The sequence below is a fragment of the Streptomyces sp. NPDC056948 genome (assembly GCF_042674225.1).
GTDB classification, from domain to species: Bacteria; Actinomycetota; Actinomycetes; order Streptomycetales; family Streptomycetaceae; genus Streptomyces; species Streptomyces purpurascens.
Genome location: NZ_JBHUQX010000398.1, coordinates 1 through 3,230, shown reverse-complemented (window position 1 = coordinate 3,230; position 3,230 = coordinate 1). Strand labels below are relative to the sequence as shown.

Sequence of the window (3,230 nt, the reverse complement as noted above, 5' to 3'; positions counted from 1 at the left end):
CCCACCCGCCCCCAGCCCAAACGCCGAGCACGACACAACCCCGAGTCAGCGCACGCCCCGCTCCCGCTCCTCCACAACGGAGTTGTACGCAGCGACCTGCGCCCGCCGAGCCGTCCGCTCCACCGGCCGCAACGCCTCCCGCCGCGCCCCCATCTCGGACGCACTCACCGCACCCCCGTTCCCACTCTCCGTCGCCACCACGATCAACGTCCCCACCCGCTGCGCCAGCTCCAGCACCCGCACCGCCCGCGGCGGATACCCCGGCGCCAGCACCTCCCGCCCTCGCTCGGCCCGCGCCCGATACGCGTCGATCGCCGCCTCGGCCACCGGCCCCGACCCGGCGACATCCAGCCGTGTCAGCAGCTCCGTCGCATCCCGCAGGGCCTCCGCCAGCTCCCGCTCGGCCTCACCCAGCGACGGCACATCCGCGGGCGGCGCCTCCCGCACGGGCAGCACATGCCACACGACCTCGACATGCACATCACCCTCGGGCCCGGCCTCGTACACCTCCGGTACCAGCCCGAACGCGGCGCCGTAACAGACCACCGCCTGCTCGGCATCCAGCGCCCGCGCGTTGAACTCCGGCGGCCCGCTCAGCCCCAGCGGATGCCCGGGCGCGGGCAGCGCGAGTCGCAGCCCGGTCACCCCGAGCGTCCGCAGCCGCCCCAGCGCGAGCGTGAGCCCGACGGGCGCCGACTCCCCGGGCAGCCCCTCCACCCGGTGCACCGCGTCCTCGCCGACGATGGCGAGCACGGCGTCATCCGGTGAGACAAGTCCGGCCAAAAGGGCATTTCCCCAAGCCGCAAGACGTCCAGCACGTGGTTCCGAGAGCATCCCCCCACCCTAAGAGAGCCCAAGACCCGGACCGAGGGAATGCCCGCACCGACCGGTGGCGTAGATTTCATGGAGGGCTGCGCCCACCGGCGCGGCGGACCGAGCCACAGGCTTACGCGACAGCCGAGACCGGCCACACTGCAAGGGGAGACAACGCGCTCATGAGCGATGTTCTGGAGCTTCAGGACGTATCCGTGGTCCGCGAGGGCCGGGCTCTGGTGGACCAGGTCTCCTGGTCGGTCAAGGAGGGCGAGCGCTGGGTCATCCTGGGCCCGAACGGCGCCGGCAAGACCACCCTCCTCAACCTCGCTTCCACCTACCTCTTCCCCAGCTCGGGCAGCGCCGCCATCCTCGGCGAGACCCTCGGCCGGCCCGGCACCGACGTCTTCGAGCTGCGCCCGCGCATCGGCATGGCAGGCATCGCCATGACCGAGAAGCTCCCCAAGCGCCAGACGGTCCTGGAGACCGTGCTGACCGCCGCGTACGGCATGACCGCCACCTGGCACGAGGACTACGAGGAGATCGACGAGCGGCGCGCCCGCGCCTTCCTCGACCGCCTCGGCATGAGCGACTACCTGGAGCGCACTTTCGGCTCGCTCTCCGAGGGCGAGCGCAAGCGCACCCTCATCGCCCGCGCCCTGATGACCGACCCCGAGCTGCTCCTCCTCGACGAGCCCGCAGCCGGACTCGACCTCGGCGGCCGCGAGGACCTCGTCCGCCGCCTCGGCCGGCTCGCCCGCGACCCCATCGCCCCCTCGATGCTCATGGTCACCCACCACGTCGAGGAGATCCCCCCGGGCTTCACCCACGTCCTCATGATCCGCCAGGGCAAGGTCCTCGCCGCCGGCCCGCTGGAGCTCGAACTCACCTCCCGCAACCTCTCCCTCTGCTTCGGCCTCCCGCTCGTGGTCGAACAGGCGGGCGAGCGCTGGACCGCGCAGGGCCTCCCGCTGTCCTGACCCGGCCCCACGCCGCACAAATGCCAAAGTAAGAACGGCATTTCACACGCTGGGCACCCTGTCGGCGACAGGGGCGTCGGACCTACCATGACCATGTGGAAATCGACGCATGGCTGTGGTGGCTGATCGGCGCGGCAGCGCTCGGCATCGCGCTCGTGGTCACCGCGATGCCCGAGCTCGGCATGCTCGCGGTGGGCGCCGTCGCCGCGGCGGCGGTCACCGGCGTCTTCGGTGGCGGAGCCGTCGCCCAGGTCGTGGTCTTCGCCGTCATCTCGACCGCCGGCATCGCCGTCGTACGGCCCATCGCGAACCGGCATCGCGCCCAGCGGCCCCAACTCGCCACGGGCGTGGACGCGTTGAAGGGCAGACAAGCCGTCGTCCTGGAACGCGTCGACGCCTCCGGCGGCCGGATCAAGCTGGCCGGAGAGGTCTGGTCGGCCCGCGCCCTCGACACCGATCGTGCTTACGAAGTAGGCCAGGAAGTGGATGTCGTGGACATCGAGGGAGCCACTGCGATCGTCATGTGACCTCGCAGGACGTAACTGGAGTGAACTCCTCGCCAGCTACGCGACGGTCTGTCAGACTCGACCAGCAAGATCTTCAACAACCATAAGATCTGCCGAAGTCGCCGAGGCGGAGAAGGGTACGGGGAACGACGATGGAACCGGTCATCATCGTCCTGATCATTCTGGTGGTGTTGGTCTTCATCGCCCTGATCAAGACGATCCAAGTCATCCCACAGGCCAGTGCGGCCATCGTCGAGCGCTTCGGCCGCTACACGCGGACACTGAACGCCGGCCTCAACATCGTCGTCCCGTTCATAGACACCATCCGCAACCGCATCGACCTGCGTGAACAGGTCGTCCCCTTCCCGCCGCAGCCGGTGATCACCCAGGACAACCTGGTGGTCAACATCGACACCGTCATCTACTACCAGGTGACCGACGCGCGGGCCGCGACGTACGAAGTCGCCAGCTACATCCAGGCGATCGAGCAGCTCACCGTCACCACCCTCCGCAACATCATCGGCGGCATGGACCTGGAGCGGACCCTGACCTCCCGCGAGGAGATCAACGCGGCCCTGCGCGGCGTTCTCGACGAGGCCACCGGCAAGTGGGGCATCCGCGTCAACCGCGTCGAGCTCAAGGCGATCGAACCGCCCACCTCCATCCAGGACTCGATGGAGAAGCAGATGCGCGCCGACCGCGACAAGCGCGCCGCGATCCTCCAGGCCGAGGGTGTCCGGCAGTCAGAGATCCTGCGTGCCGAGGGTGAGAAGCAGTCCCAGATCCTGCGCGCCGAAGGTGAGGCCAAGGCGGCCGCCCTGCGCGCCGAGGGCGAGGCCCAGGCCGTCCGTACGGTCTTCGAGGCCATCCACGCCGGAGACCCGGACCAGAAGCTTCTCTCCTACCAGTACCTCCAGATGCTCCCGAAGAT

4 protein-coding genes are annotated in these 3,230 nt (G+C 69.5%); 3 read left to right on the top strand and 1 reads right to left on the bottom strand.

Annotation, left to right across the window (positions count from 1 at the left end; genetic code table 11):
- Nucleotides 1–45: 45 nt before the first annotated feature.
- Nucleotides 46–834 (bottom strand): hypothetical protein, encoded by a 789-nt coding sequence (locus tag ACFTZL_RS35825; RefSeq protein WP_382591819.1) that lies wholly within the window; start codon nt 832–834, stop codon nt 46–48.
- A gap of 161 nt (nt 835–995) precedes the next feature.
- Here ACFTZL_RS35825 and ACFTZL_RS35820 point away from each other — a divergent pair, with 161 nt between their 5' ends.
- The 3 genes from ACFTZL_RS35820 to ACFTZL_RS35810 all read left to right on the top strand — a co-directional run.
- Entirely contained in the window at nt 996–1,793 is a 798-nt protein-coding gene (locus ACFTZL_RS35820) for an ABC transporter ATP-binding protein (RefSeq protein ID WP_382591816.1), read from the top strand.
- A gap of 95 nt (nt 1,794–1,888) precedes the next feature.
- Nucleotides 1,889–2,320, top strand: coding sequence for an NfeD family protein (locus tag ACFTZL_RS35815; RefSeq protein ID WP_382591813.1), 432 nt, complete (start codon nt 1,889–1,891; stop codon nt 2,318–2,320).
- Between the two features lie 131 nt (nt 2,321–2,451).
- Nucleotides 2,452–3,230 (top strand): SPFH domain-containing protein (locus tag ACFTZL_RS35810; RefSeq protein ID WP_382591810.1); only part of this gene is annotated, 779 nt, incomplete at its 3' end.

Excerpts from the sequence above, each read along its gene's own strand:
- ACFTZL_RS35825 (WP_382591819.1), bottom strand. The coding sequence starts at position 834 with ATGCTCTCGGAACCACGTGCTGGACGTCTTGCGGCTTGGGGAAATGCC.
- ACFTZL_RS35820 (WP_382591816.1), top strand. The coding sequence starts at position 996 with ATGAGCGATGTTCTGGAGCTTCAGGACGTATCCGTGGTCCGCGAGGGC.